This is a genomic window from Neorhizobium turbinariae (assembly GCF_023223505.1).
GTDB classification, from domain to species: Bacteria; Pseudomonadota; Alphaproteobacteria; order Rhizobiales; family Rhizobiaceae; genus Neorhizobium; species Neorhizobium turbinariae.
Map to the genome: position 1 here is coordinate 1 of NZ_JALPRY010000024.1, position 25,784 is coordinate 25,784.

Sequence of the window (25,784 nt, forward strand, 5' to 3'; positions counted from 1 at the left end):
TAATTTCCCGCAATCCCGGGTCAGCTCTCAGTGCAAATCAACACAACGACGTTTGAAACAAACTAAAAAGGATATGCAGATGTCGGAACACGGCTTTTTCAACACAGTGACCGGTCATTATTGGCAGACCGTTACAGAACCAAGCGATGAGATTGTAGCAGGCTATCCAGAAGGCACTATTGAAGTGCCTTTGAAGCCCGGTGAACATTACCAGTACATCAATGGCGAGTGGGTTCACGTTCCGCCTACAGCGGAAGAACTACGTGCGCAGATGCGACCGATCACGAAGCGCCAGTTGTCTTTGGCATTGATCCGCAATGGCTACTCCCTTGCAACGGTATCCGCTGCAATCGCTGCAATGCCAGAAGGGCAGACTAAGGACGAGGCAGAAATCGAGTGGGAATACACGACGGACTTTGATCGTCTCAATCCCACCCTTGTTGCCATTGGTGACGCTCTTGGAATGACCCCAGAACAGATTGATGCCATGTGGGAGCAGGCGAAGACGATTTAATCATCTAGCGTTTGAGCAGCAATTCGCGAGCAATAGCCTTGCGCTGCTCAACCAAACTCTGGTTCATGTCGTCGTGCGGTATATCGCTCGCCAAGTTATCCAAGGTAAGGCCGCGCGGCTTGATGATCTGACCACTGCCTTCAATCGGTCGTCCGTTCTCGTCAGCGGCTTTCCATACTACCGACGGTCCAACGGACTTGACCATGTGGCGGTTGTCCCGCTTGTGGAGTAGGTTGCCCTTCTGGTCGAACTGGTAGATCAGCAATCCACCGCCCAACGACACCATCACAGTCTTGCTGTTGAAGTCGAACGAAATCACATCAATGTACTGGGCCAACGTCTTGGCGACCCGAGAACGGCTCTCGTAAATCTCTTGTGGCGTTCCTGTTGACCATCTAAGGCGTTCTAACTGTATACGCTCGGCCACACTCGCTAATTCGCCTTCTTGTGCTTGCAACCTTGCAAGATCGCCCTTGATCTCCGAAACCTGCGCCGTCGCTTGTTCCACTTCAATGCGACGATCTGCGAGTTGAGCCAGCAGGTCGCGTGCAGCGGCTTCGTCGTCTGTGAGTTCCACCGCTCGCAGAAGGTTCTTGCGACGGCGCTCAAGCGTTTCGAGTTGCGCTTCTTTCTCGTGCAGTCGTCGCAACAGGTCTTCTTTGCGCTCTGTGGTGCTACCGTTGCTTAGGCTAAGTTCAAACTCCTTGACGTGATCGAGAATGGCTTTCTCAAACAGATCATATCGGAAGTTTCCACCGGCACTGTCGCACCCAATGTTTCTGTAGCGATTATCGCAGTGCAGGTACTTGAGATCGTTCCCAATGTTGCCGCTGCTTCGCATCCGAATTGGACCGTGACACTGCGCACAGGAACATAGGCCGGTGAACAGGTTGCTGAGTAACTGGCCTTTCTTACCGGCGCTTGTGCGCGTCCGCTTGTTCCGTTGAACTCGCCAGAATAGTTCCTCACTGACAGCAGCAGGAAGATAGTTTTTCAGGGGAGGGCCGTTAGGAACCGTCTTGCGATCAACGCTATGTGTGGGCTGGTACGTTCCAATCACTGCTTCATTACGGAGGATGTTGCCGACGTTTGGCTGTTGCCACGGCGTACCCTTGAACGATGGAATGTTCGCTTCGTTCAGCCTTCGTGTGATTATCAACTGTCCTAAGCCAGCATCGGCCATTTCGTAGATTTTGCGGATGGTGTCTGCGTGCTGGTTAAGCCGATACTCGAATTGCTCTCCATTCCGTACCGTGTCGATCCAGCCGAACATGTTCGATGAAAAGCGGCCAATGCCTCTAGCAGCATCACGTTTCTGTCGAGCATGTGCCTCTTTCAGACGATCACTCTTTGTCTGACTCTCCTCGTGCGCTCGCGACATGATCGCAAGCGACATCATCAATTGCGTCCAGTTTTCGTCAACGGTGTTTTCCGAGTAGACTTGATTGTCAGCAAGCGTGACGATCGTTATGCCAGCGTTGATGATGTCTACGAACGGCGAGATCGCGAAACGCACTTGCTGGCGTGAAAGACGGTCAAGGCTTTCTACAAGCAGATACGATCCACGTTCGACGCGACCAGTCTGAACGAGTTCAAGAAAGCGACCTAAAGCCCCGCGCTTGACGTTCTTACCGGTCCACGCGCTTACACCTATGTCTCTTAGTGTCTCATCGAGATCCAGGCCGTTGTCAGCCGCATACTTTCGCGACCGCTCTAACTGACGCCTGAGACTGTCGCCCTTTATCTGCTGCTGGCTACTCATACGAACGTACGAGTACGCCTTCGGACGTTGCTGCTTCTGTTCCATACGCATGACCTTTGAACTTCATTAACTAATAAGGTCGTAGGGTTAAGAAAGCGCAAAGCGTAGCGCCTCGTTTACCTAACCTCTCAACAAATGCTGTAATGTAAAAAGCAGTGTTAAGTCAGGCTTAACCATTATCCAGCATGATCGCAGATGATCAACCCGATGGCTGTGCGCGGAGCCTGCCATACGCAAGTCAGCTTGGAGATGAAGTCATGAAGAAGTTCCTTGCCAGCGGGTTCGCGCTGGTGCTGACGGCTGCCGCCGCCAATGCGGCGGATGTGTACGAGCCGCAGCCGCAGCCAGACCTTTACGAACAGGCGCCCGAGATCGTCGTTCAGGAAGCGAGCGGCTGGTATCTTCGCGGTGATGTCGGTTATTCGTTCAAGAAACTGCGCGGCGCAGAATATTTCCAGGGATCGAACGGCAACCTCGTCGATTTCCGCAGCGCATCTCTGCGCGACAGCTTCATGCTCGGCGGTGGCGTCGGCTACAAGATCAACAGCTACCTGCGCACGGACCTGACGCTGGACTACTCCTTCAACAGCAAGTTCCGCGGTTCGACCGTCGGAAGCTGCGGCGTCAGCACCGCTTGTACCTCCAGCGACTACGCGTCTCTCCACGCCTATACGCTGATGGCCAATGCCTATGTCGACCTCGGCACCTATGGCTACATCACCCCTTATATCGGTGGTGGTATCGGCGGCACCTACGTGAAATGGTCGAACCTGCGCAACACCTCTTGCGCCGACGATGGCTCGGGTTGCGATGGCGAAGTGAGCCACGGCGGCAAGAAGAGCTGGCGCTTCACCTATGCGCTGATGGCCGGCGCCTCGATCGACATCACCTGCAACTGGAAGGCGGACGTCGGTTACCGCCTGCGTCATGTGTCCGGCGGCGATATGTTCGGTTACGCGCTGGGCGGCGGCCCGGGCAAGGACAAGGGTTACTACAGCCACGAGGCCCGCGTCGGCGCGCGCTACACCTTTGGCGGCTGCGATGCGCCTCCGGCTTACGAGCCTGAGCCGGAACCGATCGTCTACAAGTAAGCGCTTCGCTTTTTCTCTTCAGAAAGGCCGTCCTCCGGGGCGGCCTTTTTGCGTTCTTGAGGGCGCGCGAGGGCAGGGCGAGGCGCTTTCAGAATTTCCTATTTTAGCAAGATGAAATCGCTTGACTGCGACAGCCGACAGGAATACCCACGGCGGCGGGACACTCCTCCCCAACGAGGAGCCATCTATCTGGAAGGGTAGCACGATGGCGGATACCGCACTAAGACCGGACGTGCGTCCGGCGAATACTCATTTTTCTTCTGGCCCCTGCTCGAAGCGCCCCGGTTGGTCGCTCGAAGCGCTTTCCGATGCTCCGCTCGGTCGTTCGCACCGTGCCAAGATCGGCAAGGCAAAGCTCAAGCAGGCCATTGACCTTACCCGTGAAATTCTGAACGTGCCGGCGGATTACCGCATCGGCATCGTACCGGCTTCCGATACTGGCGCCGTCGAAATGGCGCTCTGGTCGCTGCTCGGCGAGCGCGGCGTCGACATGCTCGCCTGGGAAAGCTTCGGCTCCGGCTGGGTGACGGATGTCGTCAAGCAGCTGAAGCTCAAGGACGTTCGCAAGATCGAAGCCGGCTATGGCCTGCTTCCTGACCTCTCCACCGTCGATTTCGACCGTGACGTGGTCTTCACCTGGAACGGCACCACCTCTGGCGTACGCGTGCCGAACGCCGATTTCATCCCGGCCGACCGCAAGGGCCTGACGATCTGCGACGCAACGTCGGCAGCCTTCGCGCAGGACATGGACTTCTCCAAGCTCGATGTCGTCACCTTCTCCTGGCAGAAGGTCCTGGGCGGTGAGGGCGGCCACGGCATGCTCATCCTGTCGCCGCGCGCCGTCGAGCGGCTGGAAACCTATGTGCCGGCCTGGCCGCTGCCGAAGATCTTCCGCATGACCAAGGGCGGCAAGCTGATCGAAGGCATCTTTGTTGGCGAAACCATCAATACGCCGTCGATGCTCTGCGTCGAGGACTACCTTGATGCGCTGAACTGGGCGAAGTCGATCGGCGGCCTCAAGGGCCTGATGGCCCGCGCTGATGCCAATGCCAAGGTCATCTTCGATTTCGTCGAGGCCAATGACTGGATCGAAAACCTCGCGGTTGATCCGGCCGCCCGGTCCAACACTTCCGTCTGCCTCAAGATCGTCGATCCGCAGGTGACGGCTCTTGATGACGATGCCCAGGCGGCATTTGCCAAGGGCATGATGTCTATCCTGGAGAAGGAAGGCGTGGCGCTTGATATCGGCGCTTATCGCGACGCCCCGTCCGGCCTGCGCATCTGGGCTGGCGCGACGATCGAGGAAGCCGACATGAAGGCCCTTATGCCCTGGCTCACCTTCGCGTTCGAAACGCAGAAGGCCGCGCTCGCCAAGGCCGCCGCCTGATCGATTGCATGAGGCTCCGCTTCGGCGGAGCCGGTTTCTCATTCAGTTTTGAACCTCTTATCAGGAGCCCCAACCATGGCACCTCGCGTACTCGTATCCGATGAACTTTCGCCAACCGCCGTCCAGATCTTCCGCGACCGCGGCATTGACGTCGATTTCCAGCCGAAGCTCGGCAAGGACAAGGAAAAGCTTCTCGAGATCATCGGCAACTATGATGGCCTGGCCATCCGCTCCGCCACCAAGGCGACGGAAAAGCTGATCGCCGCCGCGACCAACCTCAAGGTCATCGGCCGCGCCGGCATCGGCGTCGACAATGTCGATATCCCGGCTGCCTCGCGGCGCGGTATCATCGTCATGAACACCCCGTTCGGCAACTCGATCACCACCGCCGAACACGCCATTGCGCTGATGTTTGCGGTGGCGCGCCAGCTTCCGGCCGCCGATGCCTCCACCCAGGCCGGTAAGTGGGAGAAGTCGAAGTTCATGGGTGTCGAGATCACCGGCAAGGTGCTCGGCGTCATCGGTGCCGGCAATATCGGCGGCATCGTCTGCAAGAAGGCAATCGGCCTTGGCATGCAGGTCATCGCCTACGACCCGTTCCTTTCGGTCGAGCGTGCCCAGGAAATGGGCGTCCAGAAGGTCGAGCTCGACGAACTTCTCGCCCGCGCCGACTTCATTACGCTGCACGTGCCGATGACCGACAAGACCCGTGGCATCCTCGGCCGCGAAAACCTTGCCAAGACCAAGAAGGGCGTGCGGATCATCAACTGCGCCCGCGGCGGCCTGGTCGATGAGGCGGCGCTTGCCGATGCCATTAAGTCGGGCCATGTCGCCGGCGCCGGCTTCGATGTCTTCGAGGTCGAGCCTGCCACCGAAAGCCCGCTTTTCGGCTTGGAAAACGTCGTCTGCACCCCGCATCTCGGCGCATCCACCACCGAAGCCCAGGAAAACGTGGCGCTGCAGGTGGCCGAGCAGATGTCGGACTACCTCATCAAGGGTGCCGTCTCCAATGCCATCAACATGCCGTCGATTACTGCTGAAGAAGCACCGATCCTGAAGCCTTTCATCCGGCTTGCAGACGTGCTCGGCGCCTTTGTCGGCCAGGTCTCGGACGATCCGATCAAGGCGATCGAGATCCTCTACGACGGTGCGACGGCCACGATGAACACAAAGGCGCTCACCTCTGCGCTGCTCGCGGGTCTCATCCGCAACCAGGTGGCGGACGTCAACATGGTTTCCGCGCCGATCATGATCAAGGAAAAGGGCATCGTGCTTTCCGAGGTCAAGCGCGACAAGACCGGTGTCTACGACGGCTACATCAAGTTGACGGTGACCACCGAGAACCAGACCCGTTCGATCGCCGGCACTGTCTTCTCCGACGGCAAGCCGCGCTTCATCCAGATCAAGGGCATCAACATGGACGCCGATGTCGGCGCCAACATGGTCTACATCTCCAATACCGACGTGCCCGGCATGATCGGCTTCATGGGCACCACGCTCGGTGACGCGGGCGTCAACATCGCCAACTTCCAGCTCGGCCGCGAAAAGGGCGGCGGCGATGCGATCGCTCTGCTTTATGTTGATGGTCCGGTATCCGACGAGGTGCTGGCGAAGCTGACGGCCAACCCGGCGATCCGCCAGGCGCGGCCGCTGGTCTTCAACGTCGACTGATCACCGTTACATCCTCCCAGGGATGAAGGGCCCGGTGCAGAAAATGCGCCGGGCCCTTTGCTTTTGCCGCCTGCGACCATTTGCACACATCACAATCCCGTAGGTTGCAAAACGGAAACTTTGCTTCTGCAGGAGAGTTGATTATCCACTACAGCGGGAAAAGTTGGCCTCGCCACTAAAATCCCAACGACCTGATTTCTATATAACGAGGGAACCCCGCCTGACGCGGGAATGAGGAGAAAAGAATGTTATCGAAACTTCGGCGCTTCAAGCAGCTGTTCGTGGTCGCCGCGATCGGAATGGCCGTTTCCTTGACCGCCGTGGATTTCGCGGAAGCGCGGCGCGCGGGCGGCGGCTTCGGCAGCCGCGGAACGCGCACCTTTTCTGCGCCCCCAGTCACACGGACCGCCCCTGCACCTGCCTCCGGCATCAATCGTTCCATGACGCCGAACACGCAGCAGAATGCCACCAATCCTGGCGCTGGCGTTGGCCAGGCTGCACAGCAGCGTCGCCCGGGCCTGTTCGGCGGCATGGCCGGTGGTCTGCTCGGTGGTCTCGCACTCGGCGGCCTCTTCGGCATGTTGATGGGCAACGGCTTCGGCGGCATGGCAGGCTTCCTCGGAATGCTCCTGCAGATCGCGCTGATTGCTGGTCTTGCCATGCTCGCCTTCCGCTTCTTTGCGCGTCGCCAGCAGCCGGCCGGTCCGGCAGGCAATGTCGGCAACGGTTTTGGCCACCAGCGCAACAGCCACGATGGCCCCCAGGGCAATAACGCCAACCAGGGCGGCTTCCAGATCCCGAAGATCGGTTCGCTCGGCGGCGGCGCCGCAGGTTTCGGCGCACAGCAGGCGGCCGCCCGCCAGGCTGGCCCGGAAACCGACGAGATCGGCATCACCGGCCGTGACCTCGATCACTTCGAGAAGCTGCTGAGGGACGTGCAGGCCGCTTACGCCGCGGAAGACTACGGCAAGCTGCGCAGCCTCACCACGCCGGAAGCCATGTCCTACCTTGCCGAAGAACTCGGCGAGAACGCCACCAACGGCCTCAAGAACGAGGTGAAGGACGTGCAGCTTCTGCAGGGCGACCTCGCCGAAGCCTGGCGCGAAAACGGCCAGGACTACGCGACCGTCGCGATGCGCTACTCCAGCGTCGACTACATGAAGGATCGCGAAACCGGTGCTGTTGCCGAGGGTGACCCGGGCCAGCCGACGGAAACCGTCGAGATCTGGACCTTCGTGCGCAAGCCGGCCAATGACTGGAAGCTCTCGGCCATCCAGGCCGCCGCTTAAGCGTTCAGGAGCACGATGGTCTTTTCGTCGCGCTCACCACCATAAAACTGTTGAAGGGCTCGCTCGAAAGGCGAGCCCTTTTCGCTGACCGATGCAAACAGCGTCATCGAACTCTTGAACTTCACGTCGTCGGGCGAGCCGAGAATGACGAGCGCCGAGATGCCCTTGTGCGAAAGCATGGTATTGGTGCAGGCAAGCAGCCGTGGCCCGAGCAACGGATGGGCGAGGTAGGCTACGGCCTCTTCCTTCGAGCCGATCGCAAACCGCTGCGACATGATGGAAAAACCGAGACCGGCAACCTGCGGGAAGATGTACCACATCCAGTGGGAGCGCTTGCGTCCCGCCTTCAGTTCTTCCAGCACGCGGTCATAGACTGGGGCTTGGGCATCCACAAAGCGGGTCAGATCGAAAGTCATCACATCGGTCCTTCATCGCCAAGGCGCAAATCACCCCAGGCACAATGAAGCGCCTCAATCGTGAAATTTTTGCGGCCGCAATTTGATGCTGCGCTGCACCTTCGTGCGACGGAAGAGGTGACGGGAAACCGGCACCACGATTGATCTTCCCCACGAAGGGGAAATACCCGGCAAGGCGGATTGGGTGCTCTGCAGCCACCAGCACAGGCCCGTTACCCGTGGAAAATTCCGCATCCTGCCTCCAGCAAGCTCAACCACTTAACGGAAAAACACCCCTCGGTTTTCCACGCCTCCACGACCCCCGCCTACAATGGCCTCGTTCCGCTTCGGCTACACCGGTCCGCATAACCGGCGAGGCGGGACCGGTGGTCCGGGCAGGCGCTCTTATGCAGGCGCCCGCCCGGAAGCTGCGCAGATAATGGTCTGCCCCTGAACAAGGCGTGCGTGTGTCGCACACAACCCGGCCCACCAATAACAACAAGAGGGGGCCGCCGCAGACGGACCGGAGTTGCGCGGAAAAACACACTGAACGGGGCGCTGAGAGGTGTCACATAAAACTAAAACCTAAGAGGCAGCTTTCAGCGCCCCGGCCGAAATCAAAAATCCGAGATCGCCAAGGGATGATTGTGCCTGTGTCGTCAGCAAGGGACGCCGCCTTGCACCGAGGCCCAATCCTTTCTATATCGGCAGCAATTGCCTTTGGCGGCCGATCCCGCCAAATTGTTCGTGGTGCCTTGCAAGCAAAAGGCGCCGACCGCTACAGCGAGAGAGTACCCCGTGAATACGCTGGATTTTGACAAGAGGCCGGAAGACACGCGCGTTGTCGTTGCCATGTCCGGAGGCGTGGATTCCTCCGTCGTTGCTGGCCTGCTCAAACGCCAGGGTTACGACGTGCTCGGCATCACCCTGCAGCTTTACGATCATGGCGCGGCCGTCCACCGCGCCGGCTCCTGCTGCGCCGGCCAGGACATCGATGATGCGCGCCGCGTTTCCGAAACGCTCGGGATCCCGCATTATGTGCTCGATTACGAAAAGCGTTTCCGCGAAACCGTGATCAATCCCTTTGCCGAAGCCTATGCCATGGGCGAAACGCCGGTGCCCTGCGTTGCCTGCAACCAGACGGTCAAGTTCGCCGACCTTTTGGCGACGGCCAAGGACCTTGGCGCCGATGCCTTGGCAACCGGCCACTACATCCGTTCCGCCGCCAATCCGACGCCGGATAATCCGAACCGTCGGGCGCTGTTCCGGCCGATCGACAGCGACCGCGACCAGAGCTGGTTCCTGTTTGCGACCACCCAGGAGCAGATCGACTACCTGCGTTTCCCGCTCGGCGGCATGTCGAAGGCGCAGGTGCGCGAACTCGCCGAAGAAATGGGGCTCGTTGTCGCCAGGAAGGCCGACAGCCAGGACATCTGCTTCGTGCCGCAGGGCAAATATGCCGACATCATCAACAAGGTGAAGCCGAATGCAGCGCTCGCCGGCGATATCGTCCACATGGATGGCCGGGTGCTTGGCCGCCACGAAGGCATCGTCCATTACACGATCGGCCAGCGCAAGGGGTTGGGCGTGGCAACCGGCGAGCCGCTCTACGTGGTTTACCTCGATGCCCGCTCGCGCCGCGTCATCGTCGGTCCTCGCGAGGCGCTTGACACGCACCGGGTCTACCTGCGCGACATGAATTGGCTTGGCGACCGGGCGTTGGAGGACGACGCGCGAAATGGCTTTGCCTGTTATGCCAAGGTGCGCTCGACGCGGCCGCCAACCCCGGCCACGCTTCATTGCGATGCGCAGGGCATCTATGTCGACCTTGCGGTCGGCGAGGCGGGCGTGGCGCCCGGCCAGGCCTGCGTCCTCTATTCGGCAGAAGGGGCCGATGCCAGGGTGTACGGCGGCGGCTTCATTGACCGCTCGGAGCGCGCGGCCGATGCTGAAGAGGCTCTGAAGGCCCTGCTTGCGACCCCTGTCGCGGCCTGACTGCAGGCGATCCGGCGGCAGGCAAAATTGCCACCGGATTTTGCCGAAGATGTTCTTGACACCTTGGTGACAGGGGACTTATAAGCCGCACGACCAAAGCGGACGACGCTTCGAAAGAGGCTTTGATCTGCACCCTGTGGCGGGGTAGCTCAGTTGGTGAGAGCGCAGGATTCATAACCCTGAGGTCGGCAGTTCAATTCTGCCTCCCGCTACCAACCTCCCAAAAACAACCTGATTTTCGAGACGCCCAAAGAGCTGCTTTGGCTTAGGGTCTCGCATGGTCATGTCCCCCATTAACCACTCCTCTTAACCTCGCGTTAAGGAATGGGAGGCGGGCGGGTGTGTTCGCCGCTATTGTCGGTTCCAGCCGTTGATGACGTTCGCCCTCCGGGCTTGAGCGATCGCGGGATGAAGAACGTGATCGACAACAGGATGCTGGGAACGTCAGATGGCGGAGGTCAGTTACGGCCAACATAGCGGCTTCAGCGCCTCGCCGCTTTCGCAGTGGCTGTCGCCGATCCTGTTGGGCATCGTGCTCCTTTATTTCTGGATTGGGCTTTCGCCGTTCCCAAGCCTCGCAGAACGCTTGAAGCCGGGGCACGCGGTCGACGCGCACACGGTCATCAACCAACTGGTAATGGTGGCGGTGTCGCTTTCGGTGATCGGGATGCTGATGATGCGTCCCTCGCTCGGGCTCGTGCCAAGGCTGTGGGGCGTGCTGGGGCTCATCTTCATCTGGTTACTTCTGACAGGCGCCACGGCGGTCGATCCGGTCTTCGTGGTCCGGCGCGTCACCTATGTCCTGCTGACCTGCATTTGCGCCTGCGGTATCCTGCTGCTGCCGCGTACCAGCAGCGAGTTTGCCAAGCTGATGGCGCTCTGCGTCGTCTGCGTTGTCGGGCTTTGTTACTTCGGCGTGCTCGCCTTGCCGCAGAATGCCATCCACCAGTCCGGCGACCCGATGGAGCCGAACCTCGCCGGCAATTGGCGCGGTTACTTCCTGCACAAGAACACCGCCGCTGCGGCGATGGTTTATGCAGCCTTCCTGGGGCTCTTCCTGAGGAAACAGCTGTCGTCGGTCCTCGGCACCCTCATCTTCGTCGCGGCCTGCCTCTTCCTCCTGAAGACAGGGGGAAAGACCTCTGCCGCCATGCTGCCGGCGGTGTTGATTGCCGCGTGGCTGTTTGAGCGCCTGGGCTGGCTGCGTCTCGTGCTCGTGGGCAGTGTCCTGGGCGCCGTCAACTTCGTCCTGCTATCGGCTGCCGTTTCGCGGCCGATGCAAAGGCTCTTGAGCTCCTACGGCTTTGATCGGACATTCACCGAACGAACCGCCATCTGGCGGATCGCCTTGTCGGCCGTCAAAAGGAGCCCGTTGACGGGCTACGGCTTCCATTCCTTCTGGGACACCGATGCGGTGCTGCGTGGTGAAGCTGCGCTGAAGAACTGGGCGGTGAAGGCCACCAGCGCCCACAACAGTTATCTGGAGCTTGCGCTGCATGGAGGGTTGCCGCTTGTCGCCTTGATGGCGATCTGGATGGTCGTGCTTCCTTGCCGGCACGCCGGCATCGCCTTCAAGCGCGGGGTCAAGTCCGACGTCACGCGGCTATTTGTGCGGATGTGGCTCTTCTCTGTTTTCCTGGGCTGCCTTGAGAGCGTGTTCCTGACCGGCGAGCAAATGTGGTTCATGACCGCGATCAGCATCTTTGGGCTGCAACTGCAGGCCCAGGCGGACCCGGCGGATGCCGAAACCGAAAATGCTTGAGATCCGGCTGGCAGTTTCCCCCTAAAGCTTTGGAACTATGGGCGTCGCTCAGGGTTCTTTTGCCGTGTGGTAATCACGCCGCATCGAAACTCAAAGGGTCAAGATGTTCGCTAAGCTTCTTACAGTCACCGTATTTTCCGTTGGCCTCGCGACCGCTGCGGTCGCCCAGTCGAGCAACACCGGCTCGGGCTCCGATTCATCCGCTTCGGGTGGAGCAAGCTCCGGTTCGTCGAGCTCCAGCGGGTCCAGCTCCAGCACCGGCGGCGCAGACAACAGCGGCGGCAATGCCAACAATGCCGGCAGCACTAACACCGGCTGCAAGACCACGCCGACGCAGCAGGGTTCGGCTGGTTCGCCGGCTTCCAACTCTGGCTCGGCTGGGACCACCGGCACGGGTGCAGAATCCTGCTGATCAAGCGCTCGCAGGGGCGCACAGCGTCCCTGTTTCAAGCCTTCTGATAGAGCCGCATCTAGCGGCTCTATTCTTTTGTGGCCGGCGATCAGTCGTCGCAGGACGGCAGGCGGCAGACCCGGCGGTTGACCAGCTTGAGGCTGCGGTCCGGCTGGATGATATAGGTTTCGCGCACGCGTTCGCCGCGGCTGGTGCGAAAATCATGCGGCACGGAACTGCCGACAGGAGCCTTCTGAAGGCGCGTGCGCGGCTGGCCGCCATAGGTGATGCTGCCGGGGATCGGCTCGATGCCCGGCCCGATTTCCAGCGAGGGCAGGGGGCGTCCCGCACCTCCATCCGCAGCACATCCGCTCACGACTGCTGCCGTCGCCGCTATCAGCAAAAACGTTCTCATCATTATCCGTCCTTTCAGACGCTCTCGTATGGTGTTGGCTCCGGCTAACTCCACCAGGCCGCTGGGGTTCCTTGGTCGTGGTCGATGCGCAGTTCACAGCCACGCGACTGCCTACTGGCGTCGGGCGCAAAATCGGTTAGAGCTTGTGGTGTGATTTTAAGGAGAACCATTGCCGTGACCAAGCCTTACGGAGCCATGTCGATTGCCGAACTTGCTGCGCTGATCCAGACGGGTGCTGTAGACCCGCTCGAGGTCACGCAGGGCGTTCTCGCCGATATCAAGGCGCATCCGGACAAGGCGATTTTCGTGACGCTGACGGAGGAAAGGGCAGTTGCCGAAGCCGAAGCATCATCGAAGCGACTGAAGGAAGGGCGCTCGCTCGGCCTGCTCGATGGCATTCCGATCGCCTGGAAAGACCTGTTCGACCTTGAAGGCATGCCCACCACGGCTGGCTCCAAAGTGCTGAAAGCGGCTCATCCTGCGGCCAAGGACGCCGCGGTGGTCGATCTCCTGAAGCAGGCCGGCATGGTGGCCATCGGCCGCACCAACATGAGCGAGTTTGCCTTCTCCGGCATCGGCATCAACCCGCATTACGGAACGCCGCATAATCCACGTTCGACGGATGAGCCGCGCATTCCGGGCGGGTCCTCGTCCGGTGCGGCAGTCTCCGTGGCGGCCGGTCTGGTGCCGGTGGCGATGGGGACCGATACGGGTGGTTCGATCCGCATCCCGGCCGGGCTCAATGGCATCGTGGGCTACAAGGCGACGCGCGGCCGCTACCTGATGGATGGCGTTTATCCGCTCGCGACAAGCCTCGACTCGCTCGGGCCGCTTTGCCGCTCGGTGCTCGATGCGGTCTGGATCGACGCCGCCATGCGGGGCAGCAGTGTTGCGCCGGTGACGCGGCAGCCGCGCGAGGCGCTGGAAGTCGTCGTGCCGACCAATGGCGTTTTTGATGGCGCAGAACCCGGCGTGGTGGCAGCATTCGAAGCGGCCATTGAGCGGTTGCAAAAACAAGGCTGCCGGATCAGTCGGACAGCGTTTCCGGCCTTTGACGAGTTGCCGAAGCTGATGGCGCAGTATGGCCCGCTGGTGACGGCGGAAGCGTTCGCGCTCCATCGGCAGAAGCTTGCGGGACCGGAAGCTGCGGATATCGATCCGCGCGTGGTCGCTCGCACCAGGCTCGGCGAGAAGACGAGCCTGGCGGACTACATAGCCATCCTCGAGGCACGGGCCCGCATGACGGCGGAAACCGAAGCGCTGATTGGTGATCGCTTCGTCGCCATGCCGTCGGTCGCGCATGTCGCGCCGCCGATCGCACCGCTGAAGGCCGATGACGACCGGTTCTTTGCGACGAACGGCAAGACGCTGCGCAACACGGGCTTCGGCAACTTCCTCGACTGGTGCGGTGTATCGATCCCCTGCGGCACTGGCGATGCCGGCATGCCAGTCGGTTTCCTGCTGTCGGGCAAGGCGAATGCCGACGGGCCCCTGCTTCAGGCCGCCATGGCCTGGGAAGAGGTGATCCGCGGTTAACCCTCGGACTTCTCGACGTCGACTTCGGGCTCGGTGACGGCGCGTTTTTCAGGAACGTTGCCGTTGGCTTCGGCGCGGTCGCGGTGAAGGGCGGCGCGGGACAGAAGGACAAGCGTGATCGGCGTCGTCACGGTCACGAACAGGCCGATCAGGATCTCGTGCACGACCGGTCGCGATGCGGACACCGAGAAGAAGATCATCGAGCCCAGCATGACGCCGCCGATACCCCAGCTGGTGCCAAGTGTGGGGGCATGCAGGCGCTCGTAAAAGGTCGGAAGCCGCAGGAAGCCGATCGCGCCGATCAGCGCCAGGGCTGCTCCGACGAGCAGGAAGAAGGCGACCGCGATCGCGACGGGTACAGGAACATCTGCTGCTGTGTAGATCATTCGATGACCTCCCCGCGCATCAGGAACTTGGCGAGCGCCACGGTCGCCACGAAACCGAGCATGCCGATCACCAGCGCCGCCTCGAAATAGACGATGCGGCCCGTGCCGATTCCAAAGGTGACCAGCATCAGCATGGCGTTGATGTAAAGCGTGTCGAGGCCGAGGATGCGGTCCTGTGCGCGCGGGCCGCGGAAGATGCGAAGCGAGGCGATCGCCATGGCTGCGGCAAGCATCAGCTGGGCAACGGCGACGGCGGTGAAGATGATGATCGCGCTCATGCGAAGATCTCCAGCAGCAGCTTTTCGTAACGTTCCTTGACCGTCTCGATCCACTGGTTTTCATCGATCACGTCGAGCACGTGAAGCAGCACCGACTTGTCATGCGAATCGTATTCCAGCCAGGCCGAGCCCGGCGTGCTGGTGATGATGATCGACAGGATGGCGAGCGCCATGCTGTCCTCCAGCTCTAGGGGCAGGTTGATGAAGCCGGTCGTGTGGCCCTGCTTGCGCCCTCTCAGGATCAAGAGCGCAACAGCAATGTTGGAGCGGACGATGTCGCAAAGGACGATGAAGAGCAGCTTGGGCAGCAAGTACCACTTCTTGAGCTTCGGCTTCTCCGGCCTGAGCGAGGCCATGGCCCAGGAGGCGATTACCGCCACGATGATGCCGAGCAGAAGATGGCCCAGCGTAAAGCCGTTCAGCAGCAGCCACATCAGGACCAGGAAGGTGGTGAGGATCGGATAGGGGAACATGATCAGTCCACCTTTCCTTTGTCCGCGCCGACCACGATCGCATTGCGCACAGCCTCGATATAGACGGTCGGATTGCTGAGCGACTGGATCGTCCGGTCCATGTAGCGCATCGCGGGGCCTGCCTGCACGGTAAGGAGCAGGGTAAGGCCCAGCAGGAACAGAACCGGCATGACCTCGATGACGAGGACGCGTGGCACAGTGCCTTCGATCGAGCTCCAGAAGGTGCGGATGCCGGCGCGCGTCATGGAGATGAGAGCGGCAACGCCCGACAGGATGACGAGGATGATGAGCGCCCAGACGGCAGCCGTCGGCGGCACACCGATCGCGCCGGTGCCCATCATCGCCGAGAGCATGGCAAATTTGGAGATGAAGCCGGAGAGCGGTGGCAGCCCGGACAAAAGGATGGCGCAGGCGGCAAAACAGATGCCGAGGATCGCCATGGTGCCAGGCATGGTGACACCTTCGGTCTGGTCCGGCTGGCCTTCCTCGGCGTCGCCATAGGCTTCCATGGTAACGGCGAGAACCGCGGCACCGGCATCCTGCCCGCGTTCCACCAGTTCGATCAGCATGAAGAAGGCGCCGATCGTCAGGGTCGAACTCACAAGGTAGAGCAGCGCGCCGGACGAGATGGCGTTGTCGTTGATGCCGAGCACCATCAGCAGCGTGCCGGAGGAAACGAGCACCGAGTAGCCCGCGACACGGCCGAGTGCCTGGGAGGCGAGGACGCCGACGGTGCCGAAGATGACGGTGACGAGTCCGCCGTAAAGCAGGACGCTCGCACCAAAACCGGCGGCAGGTCCATCGCTGAAGAGCAGCATGGTCAGGCGCAGGATGACATAGATGCCGAGCTTGCTGAGGATGGCGAACACGCCCGCCACCGGCGCAGCTGCCGCGCTATAGGCAGTAGGTAGCCAGAAGCAGAGCGGCCACATGCCGGCCTTGATGAGGAAGGCGATCCCGAGCACGCCGGCGCCGGCTTCCATCAGCATGCGCCGGTCCGGTTCGATCTCCGGGATACGCGCCGCGAGATCGGCCATGTTGAGGGTGCCGGCCGTGCCGTAGATCAGGCTGACGCCGATCAGGAAGAGCAGGGCGGCCGCCAGGTTGATGGCGATATAGTGCATGCCCGCCTTGACGCGCAGCGGGCCGGAGCCGTGCAGCAGCAGGCCATAAGAGGCCGCCAGCATGACTTCGAAGAAGACGAAGAGGTTGAACAGGTCGCCGGTGAGGAAGGCGCCGTTGACGCCCATCAGCAGCACCTGGAACATGGAATGGAAATGGGCGCCGATCGTGTGCCAGCGGGCAAACGAGAAGACCAGCGCTGCGGCGGCCAGCAATGCCGTCAGCAGCAGCATCAGCGCCGACAGTTCATCCAGCACCAGCACGATGCCGAAGGGCGCGGCCCAGTTGCCGAGGAGGTAGACGCCGTCGAAGTCGTTCGGGCCGCTTTCGATCCGCAGCAGGATCAGGGCGGCAGCGCCCATGAGCAGGACCGAGCAGAGGCTGATCATCGCCTTCGTGGCGCGGCTGCGCTCATCAATGAACAGGAGTATCGCGGCCGCCGCCAGCGGGATGAGGATTGGCGCGATGATGAGGTGGTGCGTCCAGTTCATCATCGCGGATCATTCCTGCCGTCGACATGGTCGGTGCCCGTCAGCCCGCGGGAAGCGAGCAGGACGACGAGGAAGAGCGCCGTCGTTGCAAAGCCGATGACGATTGCCGTCAGCACCAGCGCCTGCGGCACGGGATCGGCAAGGCTCGAGGTCGCGATGCTGTCGTTGAGGATCGGCGGCACGTTGGTTTTGACGCCGCCAACGCCGAAGATGAACAGGTTGACCGCATAGGACAGGAGCGACAGGCCGATGACCACCTGATAGGTGCGCGGACGCAGGATGAGCCAGACGCCGCAGCTCGTCATGACGCCGATCGCGATGGAGAGAATGATTTCCATCAGGCGGCCTCCTTCGCCTTCTCGACCTCGATGGCACGCAGTCTATTGATGCGGATCGACTGGTGCGCGAGCGCGACGAGGATGAGGACCGTGGAGCCGACCACGAGGGAGAAGACGCCAAGGTCAAAGAGGAGGGCGGTGGCAGCAGGCATTTTGCCGATCAACGGAAGTTCGATGTACTGGAAGTGCGAAGTGAGGAACGGATAACCGAATGCCCAGGCGCCGATGCCGGTGGCCGTGGCGGTGAGGATGCCGGCGCCGATCCAGCGCAGCGGAAGAATGCGGATGCGATCCTCGGCCCAGCGCGTGCCGCCTGCGAGATACTGGAGCAGGAAGGCGATCGACAACGTCAGGCCGGCGGAGAAGCCGCCGCCGGGCAGGTCATGGCCGCGCATGAAGATGTAGACGGCGAAGGTGACGATGACCGGGAACAGCCATTGCATGATGACCGAGGGGATCAGCAGGTATTCGCGCACGGTATCGCCTTCGGAGCGTTCGGGCCGTTCTGCATCGAAGCGGTTCTGGATGCGCTGCTGTTCGGGCTTTTCCATGCTGTCCGGGGCAGGGCGGAAGCGGCGCAGCAGGGCGTAGACGGTGAGCGCCACCACGCCGAGAACGCTGATCTCGCCGAGCGTATCGAAGCCGCGGAAATCGACCAGGATGACGTTGACGACATTGCGCCCGCCGCCCTGGCTATAGGCATTCTCGAGGAAGTAGTTGGCGATCGCATCTGGCACCGGCATGGTCATGACGGCATAGGAGATGAAGGTCATGCCGATGCCGCAGAAGACGGCGAGCCCCAAATCGCGGAAGCGGCGGACGCGGGCCTGCAGCGTGATCTTTTCTTCCATGCCCTCGGTGCGCTTCGGCAGCCAGCGCAGGCCGAGAAGGATTAGAACCGTGGTGACGATTTCGACCAGAAGCTGCGTGATGGCGAGATCCGGCGCCGACAGCCAGATAAAGGTGACGCAGACGATCAGGCCAACGCCGCCGAGCGCAACGAGGGCCGCCAGGCGATGGTATTTCGCGAGGTAAGCGGTGCCGAGGGCCAGGCAGATGCCGATGAACCAGATCGCGGCGAAGGCGGGATCGATGCCGCTGAAGACGAAGGGGCGCGTTTCAAAACCGGATACCCAGAGCGGAAGCAGGCCGGCCATGAAGCCGGTGCCCACCACCCAGCGCATCTGCGGCTGGAGATTTCGGGTGCCGATGCGCTTTTCTGCCAGGCGCGCCCAGTGCCACGAGATCTCCACGAGAACCCGCTCGAAGATGCGTTGGCCCTTGAAACGGCGGAAGAAGGGTGCACCATCGTCGCAGCGCGCCAGGTAGCCACGCAGGGCGAAGTAGAGTGCCGTCCCTCCGAGCATCGCGGTGATGCTCATCATCAGCGGCAGGTTGAAGCCGTGCCAGACGGAAAGGCTGTATTCGGGTGTTTCCGCACCGAGAACGCTGACGACGGCCGTGTGCAGGAAGGGGCCGACCGACCAGGCCGGCGCGATGCCGACAATCAGGCAGACGACCACCAGGAATTCGACGGGGAAACGCATCCAGTGCGGCGGCTCGTGCGGCTTTTCCTTCGGAAGATCGACCGGCGGCGGGCCAAAGAACACCATGTGGATGAAGCGCACCGAATAAGCGACGCTAAAGGCGCTGGCGAGCGTCGCGATATAGGGCAGGCTGCGGTCGAGGATCGAATCCGCATGGGTTTCAACGGCTTCGGCGAAGAACATCTCCTTCGACAGGAAGCCGTTCAGAAGCGGTACGCCGGCCATGGCCGCACTCGCCACCATGGCAAGCGTGCCGGTGATCGGCAGGAACCGGAAGAGCCCGCTCAACCTTCGCATGTCGCGCGTGCCGGCTTCGTGGTCGATGATGCCGGCGGCCATGAACAGCGACGCCTTGAAGGTGGCGTGGTTGAGCATGTGGAAGATCGCCGCGACCGTCGCTAGTGGGCTGCCAAGGCTCAACAGCGTGGTGATGAGGCCGAGGTGGCTGATGGTGGAATAGGCAAGCAGGCCCTTGAGGTCCTGCTGGAACATGGCGAAATAGGCGCCGATGAGGAGCGTGATGACGCCTGCGAGGCCCACCAGCCAGAACCATTCAGAGGTTCCCGCGAGTGCCGGCCAGAAGCGAGCGAGCAGGAAGACGCCTGCCTTTACCATGGTGGCCGAATGCAGGAAGGCCGAAACCGGGGTCGGCGCCGCCATGGCATTCGGCAGCCAGAAATGGAAGGGGAACTGGGCACTCTTCGTCAGCGCGCCGAGCAGGATGAAGATCAGCGCCGGCAGGTAAAGCGAGTGGTTGCGGATCGCGTCACCCGATTCGAGGATCTTGTCGAGATCATAGCTGCCGACGATGTTGCCCAGCAGCAGCAGCCCGATCAGCAGGCAGAAGCCGCCGATCCCGGTGATCGTCAGTGCCATGCGCGCGCCATCGCGGGCTGCGGCCGTGTTGTGCCAGTAGCTGATCAGCAGGAAGGAGAAGATGCTCGTCAGCTCCCAGAACACCGACAGCAGGATGACATTGCCGGAGATGACGATGCCGAGCATCGCGCCCATGAAGGCGAGCAGGAAGGAAAAGAACCGCGGAACCGGATCCTCTTCCGACATGTAGTACCGCGCGTAAACGACAACGAGGAAGCCGATGCCGGTGATCAGCATGGCAAACAGCCAGGCAAAACCATCCAGTCGCAGGGTGAAGTTCAGCCCGAGCTGCGGGATCCACTCGAGGTAGAAGCGGAGAACCTGGCCTTCCTGCACATAAGGATAGCTGGCGGCGGTCAAAAGAAGTGCGGCGAGCGTCACTGTGCCGGCAATCCAGGACGGCAAGGCCGTCGATGAGGTACGCAGCAGGCAAACGGAGGCAATGCTGCCCGCGAAGGGCAGGATCAGCAGGAAAAGAAGAATACTTGGCCCCAACGTTACCCCAATGTGCAGACCTCTCCCGCGCCCAAGGCCGTTTCCGTCATCAGAAACACCTCTAGCAAAACTTCTGAAAATCACTTATATGACTGATATTGACCAATATGGGCAACAATCGACGATGGGTCAAGCAGAACATCCGAAGATTCTGACGCCGGCTTTGTGCCGGGCAGCGCGAGGCTTCCTGGACTGGACGCAGGCCGATCTTGCCGACCGCTCCGGCATTTCCCGTAGCACGATCCGCGACTACGAAGGCAACCGGCATGACGTGCACCGGGCAACCGAAGCGCAGATGCGGCTCGCCTTCGAGGATCACGGCGTTGTCTTCATCACTGCCGAGAGCGGCAATATCGGAATCTGCTGCAAGGCGCCCGGCCAGTCCTCTTCATGAGTCTCGGCTAAAATATCGGAACTTCGAGCGCCTGCCATCTGTTTTGTCACGCAAACAGGAGACAACAGATGGCAAATCAAGCTGCGAGTGACGGGAAGAGCAAGGGCGGGGCGCTCGATATCAAGAACGAGCATGTGGCGCCGATCGGAAGCGACGAGGAACTGAAGGCGTCGTCCAAACCGAGCGTCGAAAAAGCGTCTGGTGCTGCATCCGTGGGCGATGCGGTGCAGCCGGTCGAAAAGTTCGATCCGCCGGCACAGGATGCCGATCGCCGCATCTTCCAGAATGGCGACACTGATCGGGACCGGTAAGAACCGGATGATCAAGAACGGAATGATCGCGGTGCTGGTGATCATCGTCCTCTTGTTCGCGGCCGCGTTCCTGATGCGCGGCCCGAGCCAGCCGACGGATGTATCACCGCCACCGGCAACCTCGCCCGAGCAGGGATGACGCCAAGTTCATCAACTCAAAAACGAAAAAGCCCCGCTTCCGGCGGGGCTTTTCCTTCGTCGATCCGGTTGTGCCGGATCAATCCTTGTCCATGTCCTGGGCCATCTTGTAGTGATGCTCCAGGGCTGGAAGCGTCTTGGCGGCCCATGCCTTCAGGTCGGCATTTTCACCTTCCTTGGAATAGCGGGTGAAGAGGTCGACGGCTTCTTCATGCGCATCCACCTGGGCGTCATGGTATTCTTCCGTGAACTCGGCGCCCTTGAGCTTGGCAAGCTCATCGAGGTCTTCCTTCATCTCGTCCGGAAGAGCAGTCGCCGGGGTGGCCTTCACCTTGCCGCTGGAAATCAGCTCCTTCAGCTCGGCGCTGGTCTTTTCATGGTCGGTGATCATCTGCTGGGCGAATTTCTTCGTGGCTTCGTCTTCCGACATCTGCACCGCCAGCTTGCTGGACTCGATCTCGAACATGTCGCTGGCCGAAGCCTGCATGACGAAATCCTCGGTCGACGGGGCGACGCCCAGTGCGGAGTTGACGCCGGTCTTTTCCGTTGCCGATTGGGCAAACGCAGCACTTGCGCTCATCAAAAGGGCAGCGGCCAATGTAATCTTCTTCATGAGAGGCTTTCTCCGTTCGGGTTGATGCGACTGGAACCGCGAGGGTGAGGAGAAGTTCCCGAAATAACGAAGGATAATCTGGCGGAGGGGAACTTCCCCTTCCTGCGGCCGGTTGGAGCACCACGCACCGGAGCATCGCCATGCCGCCACTGATCCGCTACATCATCCTGCGCCTTGCGACCGGATTTGCGATCGGCTGCGCTTGTGCGCTCGCCCTGATCGTTGGCCCCCTGAAAGATTACCCGATGCCGGCCGGCGGCCTTGCCGCCTGGCTGATGATCTATGGTATCGCGTCCACCTTCGCGCTTGGGTTCCTTGCGACTGCCCTTGCAATGGATGGCGAGGATTAACACATCAGGAAGTACATAAAGTTTGTGCGGATAGCAACCTTTTGAGGCATTCGCAGTTTCTTGCTTCGAATTTTTGGGGCAATCGAAATGAACATGCAAATGCGCGCCAGCGACACTCGCTGGCTTACTCCCGTTTACGTCCGCATCGGTCATGAAGTGCCGGAAGCGATCCGAAGCCCTCGGGAGGCGCTCAACCAGCTTCTGTACCGCTGGCCGCCCGTCTACGGTGAAGCCTACCACCTCGCCAAGCAGCGCTGCAGCCTCGCCATGGCAGGCAAGACCTCCTGCGAGGCATCGCGTGAAGCCTTCATCATGGCCTGCATCGAAGCCAAGGTGCTCGACTGATGCGGCAGCCTGCTGCTACGGCGCTTTCCAGTGCATGGGGCCTCGTTTGGCGGGGCGCCCAAGATTTTGATTGATGCGCGCCGCGGGCTGGTTTAAGAACCAGCCACCGGTGAGCGAGTCTCCGGTTCCAGGCAAGCACCCGTAGCTCAGCTGGATAGAGTGTTGGATTCCGATTCCAAAGGTCACAGGTTCGAATCCTGTCGGGTGCGCCATTCTTCGAAGCAGTAAGTTTGTTGAAGATCAAGCCTTTGGCTCGCCCAAGCCCAGACCTCCTTTCCCCACTCCTGCACAATCAATTTGCACCGGCGGCAACCGCACCCTACCTTGATCCTTGATGTGATGATCGGGAGGAGAATTGGAATGAGCGCTGAATGCGGCCCCTATGTGCAGATGGGCAAGCTCGCTCAGCAGATGGCGAACCAGTACGGAAAGGACCCGAACCTCGCGCTCGAGCCGCTCCTGGCGCATTTTATCGATGAGGTCGAAGTGAATGTCGCCGCCGATCGCTTCGATCATCTCGGTTTCATGGCACGCATCCGCACCACGGTCGCGCAGGCGGCGGCGAAGGCGACCGAAAGCCGCGTGCAGTCTTTCCTGCAGGCGGTGGTCCAGGCGCTCGAAGTTTGCATCGCGCGACACGGCGGCACGTCGCCGGCGTCCTCCGATCGGGCGGTTGACCCGGAGGGTCTGCAACCGCTGGCGTGACGCGACCTGCGGGCTTGCCCTTTCCCTCTTTCCTGGCATAGGCGAGGCAGATTGACGCGCGGCAAGGGAACAGCTTGCGGCGGCACCGGGTTCAGCCCTATCGCTCGGGCACGTAGTTACGAAAGGCAAATGTCATGGCTTATGAAGCAAACTGGGCGCCGCTTTCGCCCTATAGCACAGGCGTCAAGGGGCGCTGCCCCCGCTGCGGGCAAGGCCACCTGTTCAACGGCTTCCTGACGCTGCGGACGAAATGCGAGGTTTGCGATCTCGATTATTCCTTCGCGGACCCGGCAGACGGCCCGGCCTTCTTCGTGATCTGTTTTGCCTGCATTCCAAGCGTCGCCCTCGGGGTGTGGCTGGAAGTCGTCTACCAGCCGCCGTTCTGGGTGCATCTGTTGATCTCGCTGCCGTTCCTGCTTGCGACATGCATCCTGCCGTTGAGGCCGCTGAAGGGCTGGCTCGTCGCCAGCCAGTATTACTACAAGGCCGAGCAGGGCAAGATCGACCGCGGCGACCATACGCCGGCGCCCAAGCCCGCCCCGGCGGACGCTGAATCCGGATCCTGAGGCTCGGCTCCCGCGCATCGCAAGGTCAGGAACCTTCTCCTGCCGAATTCATTCGTGTGATGTGAATTCAAGGAGCAGACGATGTCCGAACCCAGCGAAATTGAACAGGAAATGCGCCGGCGAACGCTCGCCGTGGAGGGGGCCATGCTGATGCTGATCGATGGCTTGGCGGCCCGCGGCACGATCTCCGCGGACGAGGCGGAAGACATGCTGCGCGTTCTCGCCAAGGGTTCGGAACAGTCGGCCGTGCGCGTTTCCAGTTCGCTTCGCATCGTCAAGCAGTTAAAGCGGCTGCGCGGCGGCGACGGCATGGTGACGCCCGGAGCCTGACAAGCACGCTCCCGGAGAACGAATGAAGGCGCGGTATCGCCCGCGCCTTTTTCTTTGGCCGCTGTTGATGCGTGGGCGATCAGGTGCGCCGCCCCACCTCGCGTGCCAGGTCTTCGAAACAGAAGGGGGTGCCGTGCTGGTGGGCCTCGTTGGCGAGCAGCAGGACGCGGATCGGGAAGGCGACCGCCTTCTGGTGCGAGGGCGAGACATGCAGCGGGTTGTCATCCGCCAGCACCTTCTTTTCCACCACCTGCAGGGCCTCCTGGATCTCCTCGTTTGTCGTGACGCCCTTGTTCACAAGAAGACGGTTGATCGCTGCGACGGCAAGATAGAGGCCTTCGAGCTGCGGATTGGCGGTGTTCATGTCTCGGTCCTTTCTGTCGAAGAGGGGATGGCGGCTGCGGCGTTCTCATCAATGATGCGCGCGCCGCGCTGGCGGGTGAGGTAACGCCAGATCCACTGGATGCTGACGAGGAGCCGTTTTTCGAAGTTGACGAGCAGGTAGACGTGGATGAGCGCCCACAGGAGCCAGGCAAGGCGGCCCTTCAGCGTCCACCGGCCGAAGTCGAAGATTGCGGCATTGCGGCCGATGACGGCGGTATTGCCGCGGTTGTGGAAACGGAAGGGGGCCGGCTTTTTCCCCTCCAAGATCTCGTGCCGCAGCGCGTTGCCGAGATATTCACCCTGCTGCTTTGCCACCTGCGCCAGCGCCGGCAGGAGCTTGCCGTCCTCCCCAAACGCCGCCGAGGTATCGCCGATCGCATAGATATCGGGAAGTTCGGGGATCGAAAGGTCCGGGTTGACCTTGATGCGGCTGGCCGGCCCGCCCTCGATGCCGAGCCAGTTAGCGGCAGGGGAAGCTTTGACGCCGGCGCCCCAGATGACGCAGCCGGTGCGGATGACCTTGCCGCCCGCAACAATTTCGCCGCGGCGTACGTCTTCGACCGGAACGTTGGTCATCACCTCGACGCCAGCTTTCTCAAGCGAGCTGCGCGCCCATCGGGTGAGGTTTTCCGGAAAGGCGGCGAGGATTCTCGGCCCCGCCTCGATCAGGATGACGCGAAGATGATCCGGCTCCAGTTTCCGGAAATCGCGGGTGATCATGAAGCGGCCAAGTTCCGCGATGGCGCCGGCCATTTCGACGCCGGTCGGGCCGCCGCCGATGATGACGCTCGTCAGCAGCGCCTTCTTTTCTTCCGGATCCTGGGAAAGCTCGGCTTTTTCGAAGGCGAGCAGCAGCCGCTGGCGGATGAGGCGCGCCTCGTGGATGGTTTTCAAACCCGGCGCCCAGGCCCGCCACTCATCGTGACCGAAATAGTTGTAGTCCGAGCCGGTGGCGAGCACGAGCCGGTCATAACCGATCTCGGCCCCATCCCCGAGCTTCACCACCTTGGCTGTCGGATCGACGCCAGTGACCTCGGCAAGCTTCACGTCGATGTTGCGGAAGCGACCGAGTGTGCGGCGGATAGGTTCGGAGATATCGGCGGGCGAGAGCGCCGCGGTCGCGACCTGGTAGAGCAGGGGCTGGAAGAGATTGTGGTTGCGCCGGTCAATCACCGTGACGTCAATCGCGCTATTGCCGAGAGCACGCGCCACGGCAAGGCCACCAAAACCCGCACCGACGATAACGACGCGGTGCCTGACTTGGGACGGTTGAACGTCGTGATGTGGATCCGCTCCGGCCACTTCAGCCCCCGATCTTGAAACCCATTCATCGAACCCGGTTCAACAAGCAGACGTCCACAATTGTTCCCGGGCATGGTGCGGCCCATGCAGAGGCTTGAACAGCGGAACTTTTTAAACGGCACGACGTTCCCA

Annotated in this window: 28 protein-coding genes, 2 tRNA genes and 1 pseudogene; 19 read left to right on the plus strand and 12 right to left on the minus strand. The window is 61.2% G+C overall.

Annotation, left to right across the window (positions count from 1 at the left end; all coding sequences use genetic code 11):
* A pseudogene (locus M0654_RS19120) lies at positions 1-514 on the plus strand (hypothetical protein); the annotation flags it as partial.
* 4 nt (positions 515-518) lie between these two features.
* Here the strand turns inward: M0654_RS19120 and M0654_RS19125 are convergent.
* Positions 519-2,321, minus strand: coding sequence for a recombinase family protein (locus M0654_RS19125; protein WP_248684450.1), 1,803 nt, complete (start codon positions 2,319-2,321; stop codon positions 519-521).
* A 212-nt stretch (positions 2,322-2,533) separates the two neighbouring features.
* Here M0654_RS19125 and M0654_RS19130 point away from each other — a divergent pair, with 212 nt between their 5' ends.
* From M0654_RS19130 to M0654_RS19145, 4 genes are all read left to right on the plus strand, one after another.
* The gene (locus M0654_RS19130) at positions 2,534-3,367 is read left to right on the plus strand and encodes an outer membrane protein (RefSeq protein ID WP_248684451.1); all 834 of its coding nucleotides are present in this window, start codon (positions 2,534-2,536) and stop codon (positions 3,365-3,367) included.
* A gap of 205 nt (positions 3,368-3,572) precedes the next feature.
* Positions 3,573-4,754 (plus strand): phosphoserine transaminase, encoded by a 1,182-nt coding sequence (locus tag M0654_RS19135; protein ID WP_248684452.1) that lies wholly within the window; start codon positions 3,573-3,575, stop codon positions 4,752-4,754.
* Between the two features lie 75 nt (positions 4,755-4,829).
* Positions 4,830-6,425: a phosphoglycerate dehydrogenase gene (gene serA, locus M0654_RS19140; protein ID WP_118850335.1), complete on the plus strand. Its 1,596-nt coding sequence runs from the start codon at positions 4,830-4,832 to the stop codon at positions 6,423-6,425.
* 245 nt (positions 6,426-6,670) lie between these two features.
* A complete protein-coding gene (locus M0654_RS19145; RefSeq protein WP_248684453.1) occupies positions 6,671-7,714 on the plus strand; it encodes a Tim44 domain-containing protein in 1,044 nt (347 codons plus the stop codon).
* On the opposite strand, the gene M0654_RS19150 is transcribed toward M0654_RS19145, so the two are convergent.
* Positions 7,711-8,130 (minus strand): DUF1810 domain-containing protein, encoded by a 420-nt coding sequence (locus tag M0654_RS19150; protein ID WP_248684454.1) that lies wholly within the window; start codon positions 8,128-8,130, stop codon positions 7,711-7,713. The genes M0654_RS19145 and M0654_RS19150 overlap by 4 nt on opposite strands.
* A 777-nt stretch (positions 8,131-8,907) precedes the next feature.
* Here M0654_RS19150 and mnmA point away from each other — a divergent pair.
* The 4 genes from mnmA to M0654_RS19170 all read left to right on the plus strand — a co-directional run bounded on the left by mnmA (position 8,908) and on the right by M0654_RS19170 (position 12,278).
* Entirely contained in the window at positions 8,908-10,104 is a 1,197-nt protein-coding gene (gene mnmA / locus M0654_RS19155) for a tRNA 2-thiouridine(34) synthase MnmA (protein ID WP_248684455.1), read from the plus strand.
* A 138-nt stretch (positions 10,105-10,242) separates the two neighbouring features.
* Positions 10,243-10,319: transfer RNA gene (locus M0654_RS19160), tRNA-Met, on the plus strand.
* A gap of 233 nt (positions 10,320-10,552) precedes the next feature.
* Positions 10,553-11,866, plus strand: coding sequence for an O-antigen ligase family protein (locus tag M0654_RS19165; protein WP_248684456.1), 1,314 nt, complete (start codon positions 10,553-10,555; stop codon positions 11,864-11,866).
* Positions 11,867-11,969: 103 nt separating this feature from the next.
* Positions 11,970-12,278 (plus strand): hypothetical protein, encoded by a 309-nt coding sequence (locus M0654_RS19170; protein ID WP_248684457.1) that lies wholly within the window; start codon positions 11,970-11,972, stop codon positions 12,276-12,278.
* An 88-nt stretch (positions 12,279-12,366) separates the two neighbouring features.
* Here the strand turns inward: M0654_RS19170 and M0654_RS19175 are convergent, their stop codons facing one another.
* Positions 12,367-12,672: a hypothetical protein gene (locus M0654_RS19175; RefSeq protein WP_248684458.1), complete on the minus strand. Its 306-nt coding sequence runs from the start codon at positions 12,670-12,672 to the stop codon at positions 12,367-12,369.
* A 174-nt stretch (positions 12,673-12,846) separates the two neighbouring features.
* Between M0654_RS19175 and M0654_RS19180 the strand changes: the two genes are divergently transcribed.
* Positions 12,847-14,208 carry an amidase gene (locus tag M0654_RS19180; RefSeq protein ID WP_248684459.1) on the plus strand — a complete coding sequence of 454 codons (1,362 nt, stop codon included), beginning with the start codon at positions 12,847-12,849 and terminating at the stop codon, positions 14,206-14,208.
* Here M0654_RS19180 and mnhG read toward each other — a convergent pair.
* From mnhG to M0654_RS19210, 6 genes are read right to left on the minus strand one after another with little or no spacing between them, the layout of a single operon-like run.
* A complete protein-coding gene (gene mnhG / locus M0654_RS19185; RefSeq protein ID WP_118850328.1) occupies positions 14,205-14,594 on the minus strand; it encodes a monovalent cation/H(+) antiporter subunit G in 390 nt (129 codons plus the stop codon). The two genes, M0654_RS19180 and mnhG, sit on opposite strands and share 4 nt — an antisense overlap.
* Entirely contained in the window at positions 14,591-14,872 is a 282-nt protein-coding gene (locus M0654_RS19190) for a K+/H+ antiporter subunit F (protein WP_118850327.1), read from the minus strand. The genes mnhG and M0654_RS19190 overlap by 4 nt, the downstream gene beginning before the upstream one ends.
* Positions 14,869-15,345 (minus strand): Na+/H+ antiporter subunit E, encoded by a 477-nt coding sequence (locus M0654_RS19195; protein ID WP_248684460.1) that lies wholly within the window; start codon positions 15,343-15,345, stop codon positions 14,869-14,871. The genes M0654_RS19190 and M0654_RS19195 overlap by 4 nt, the downstream gene beginning before the upstream one ends.
* Positions 15,346-15,347: 2 nt before the next feature.
* Positions 15,348-16,961: a monovalent cation/H+ antiporter subunit D gene (locus M0654_RS19200; RefSeq protein ID WP_248684461.1), complete on the minus strand. Its 1,614-nt coding sequence runs from the start codon at positions 16,959-16,961 to the stop codon at positions 15,348-15,350.
* Positions 16,958-17,296, minus strand: coding sequence for a Na+/H+ antiporter subunit C (locus M0654_RS19205; RefSeq protein WP_118850324.1), 339 nt, complete (start codon positions 17,294-17,296; stop codon positions 16,958-16,960). Before M0654_RS19205 ends, M0654_RS19200 begins: the two co-directional genes overlap by 4 nt.
* Complete coding sequence (locus tag M0654_RS19210; protein WP_248684462.1) at positions 17,296-20,214, minus strand: monovalent cation/H+ antiporter subunit A; 2,919 nt, start codon at positions 20,212-20,214, stop codon at positions 17,296-17,298. The genes M0654_RS19205 and M0654_RS19210 overlap by 1 nt, the downstream gene beginning before the upstream one ends.
* A gap of 79 nt (positions 20,215-20,293) precedes the next feature.
* Here M0654_RS19210 and M0654_RS19215 point away from each other — a divergent pair, with 79 nt between their 5' ends.
* The 3 genes from M0654_RS19215 to M0654_RS22800 all read left to right on the plus strand — a co-directional run bounded on the left by M0654_RS19215 (position 20,294) and on the right by M0654_RS22800 (position 21,058).
* Entirely contained in the window at positions 20,294-20,608 is a 315-nt protein-coding gene (locus tag M0654_RS19215) for a helix-turn-helix transcriptional regulator (RefSeq protein WP_118851605.1), read from the plus strand.
* A gap of 68 nt (positions 20,609-20,676) precedes the next feature.
* Positions 20,677-20,919, plus strand: a complete 243-nt coding sequence (locus M0654_RS19220) for a hypothetical protein (protein ID WP_248684463.1) — start codon at positions 20,677-20,679, stop codon at positions 20,917-20,919.
* A 7-nt stretch (positions 20,920-20,926) separates the two neighbouring features.
* Complete coding sequence (locus tag M0654_RS22800; protein ID WP_256371641.1) at positions 20,927-21,058, plus strand: hypothetical protein; 132 nt, start codon at positions 20,927-20,929, stop codon at positions 21,056-21,058.
* A 78-nt stretch (positions 21,059-21,136) separates the two neighbouring features.
* On the opposite strand, the gene M0654_RS19225 is transcribed toward M0654_RS22800, so the two are convergent.
* Positions 21,137-21,670, minus strand: a complete 534-nt coding sequence (locus M0654_RS19225; RefSeq protein WP_248684464.1) for a DUF4142 domain-containing protein — start codon at positions 21,668-21,670, stop codon at positions 21,137-21,139.
* Positions 21,671-21,810: 140 nt separating this feature from the next.
* Here M0654_RS19225 and M0654_RS19230 point away from each other — a divergent pair, with 140 nt between their 5' ends.
* The 6 genes from M0654_RS19230 (at position 21,811) to M0654_RS19255 (ending at position 23,966) form a co-directional block, all read left to right on the plus strand.
* Positions 21,811-22,020 carry a hypothetical protein gene (locus M0654_RS19230; protein WP_248684465.1) on the plus strand — a complete coding sequence of 70 codons (210 nt, stop codon included), beginning with the start codon at positions 21,811-21,813 and terminating at the stop codon, positions 22,018-22,020.
* 87 nt (positions 22,021-22,107) lie between these two features.
* Complete coding sequence (locus tag M0654_RS19235) at positions 22,108-22,365, plus strand: DUF982 domain-containing protein (RefSeq protein WP_118850320.1); 258 nt, start codon at positions 22,108-22,110, stop codon at positions 22,363-22,365.
* Positions 22,366-22,500: 135 nt separating this feature from the next.
* Positions 22,501-22,577, plus strand: a tRNA-Arg gene (locus M0654_RS19240).
* A 148-nt stretch (positions 22,578-22,725) separates the two neighbouring features.
* On the plus strand, positions 22,726-23,070 hold the full coding sequence (locus M0654_RS19245; protein ID WP_248684466.1) for a hypothetical protein: 345 nt from the start codon (positions 22,726-22,728) through the stop codon (positions 23,068-23,070).
* Between the two features lie 134 nt (positions 23,071-23,204).
* Positions 23,205-23,636: a DUF983 domain-containing protein gene (locus tag M0654_RS19250; RefSeq protein ID WP_118850319.1), complete on the plus strand. Its 432-nt coding sequence runs from the start codon at positions 23,205-23,207 to the stop codon at positions 23,634-23,636.
* 81 nt (positions 23,637-23,717) lie between these two features.
* Positions 23,718-23,966, plus strand: coding sequence for a hypothetical protein (locus M0654_RS19255; RefSeq protein ID WP_118850318.1), 249 nt, complete (start codon positions 23,718-23,720; stop codon positions 23,964-23,966).
* Positions 23,967-24,045: 79 nt separating this feature from the next.
* Here the strand turns inward: M0654_RS19255 and M0654_RS19260 are convergent, their stop codons facing one another.
* Together M0654_RS19260 and M0654_RS19265 are read right to left on the minus strand one after the other, a co-directional pair.
* The gene (locus M0654_RS19260) at positions 24,046-24,330 is read right to left on the minus strand and encodes a hypothetical protein (RefSeq protein WP_118850317.1); all 285 of its coding nucleotides are present in this window, start codon (positions 24,328-24,330) and stop codon (positions 24,046-24,048) included.
* Positions 24,327-25,652, minus strand: coding sequence for an NAD(P)/FAD-dependent oxidoreductase (locus M0654_RS19265; RefSeq protein ID WP_248684467.1), 1,326 nt, complete (start codon positions 25,650-25,652; stop codon positions 24,327-24,329). The genes M0654_RS19260 and M0654_RS19265 overlap by 4 nt, the downstream gene beginning before the upstream one ends.
* Positions 25,653-25,784 lie beyond the last annotated feature (132 nt).